The 800-nt window shown below is 71.1% G+C and carries 1 protein-coding gene and 1 pseudogene; one reads left to right on the forward strand and one right to left on the reverse strand.

Annotated features, from left to right (window positions below; translation table 11 throughout):
* A pseudogene (locus ADL25_RS12410) lies at positions 1 to 250 on the forward strand (ATP/GTP-binding protein); the annotation flags it as partial.
* Between the two features lie 198 nt (positions 251 to 448).
* Here the strand turns inward: ADL25_RS12410 and ADL25_RS12415 are convergent.
* Positions 449 to 646, reverse strand: a complete 198-nt coding sequence (locus ADL25_RS12415; protein WP_059127754.1) for an acyl-CoA carboxylase subunit epsilon — start codon at positions 644 to 646, stop codon at positions 449 to 451.
* Positions 647 to 800 lie beyond the last annotated feature (154 nt).

Consider the following 800-nt stretch of genomic DNA (forward strand, 5'->3'; position numbering starts at 1 on the left):
CCTGGTCGACACCCGCCGCCTCGCCGACTGCTTCCCCGCGGTCGACTACTTCGAGAACTCCGGCCTGCCCTTCGTCATCGCCCTCAACGGCTTCGACGGCAACCAGCCGTACAACCCCGAAGAGGTCCGCGAGGCACTGCAGATCGGCCCGGACGCCCCGATCATCACGACCGACGCGAGACATCGGGCCGATGCGAAGTCGACGCTGATCACCCTGGTCGAGCATGCGCTGATGGCCCGGTTGCGCTAGGCGGGTGACATCGCCGCCCAGGGCCCCGGGAATGCGCCGACCGCGGGCCGCAGGTGGCTGATCACACGGTTCCCCGTGCCCCTTCAGGGGCGCGGGGATTTTTTCTTCGGGCCCGCGCCACGGGCAGGACCCGCACACCGAGAAGGGCCCCTCCGCGAGCGGAGGGGCCCTTCGGGAATCGGGCGCGAGGGGCGCTGCCTAGCCGTGCCAGCTGTGCGGGGCCCGGAAGCCCGGCTCGCGGTCCAGACGGCGCCAGCCGGCCTTGGCCCGGCCGCGGTGGGTCTGGGTCGTGGTGGACGACTGGGCGGCCGCACGGGCGAGCAGGACGGCCGTTATGGCGGCCACTTCCTCGGGCTCGGCGTGGCCCTTCTCGACGCGGATATCAGGGATGTCCATGGGTGTCAGTCTCCGTGAGAGAGAGGTCCGCGGGGTTGCCGCGGTGGGTCCGCTCGGTTACTGCGGGGGGTTGCCGTGTTTGCGGGAGGGCAGGTCCGCGTGCTTGGACTGCAGCATCGCGAGGGACTTGATGAGGACCTCGCGGGTCTCGGCG

This window comes from Streptomyces sp. NRRL F-5122, from assembly GCF_001507435.1.
In the GTDB taxonomy this organism is placed as follows: domain Bacteria; phylum Actinomycetota; class Actinomycetes; order Streptomycetales; family Streptomycetaceae; genus Streptomyces; species Streptomyces lannensis.

Bases quoted from the DNA above. Each gene is read 5' to 3' on its own strand.
- ADL25_RS12415 (WP_059127754.1), bottom strand. From the start codon at position 646: ATGGACATCCCTGATATCCGCGTCGAGAAGGGCCACGCCGAGCCCGAG.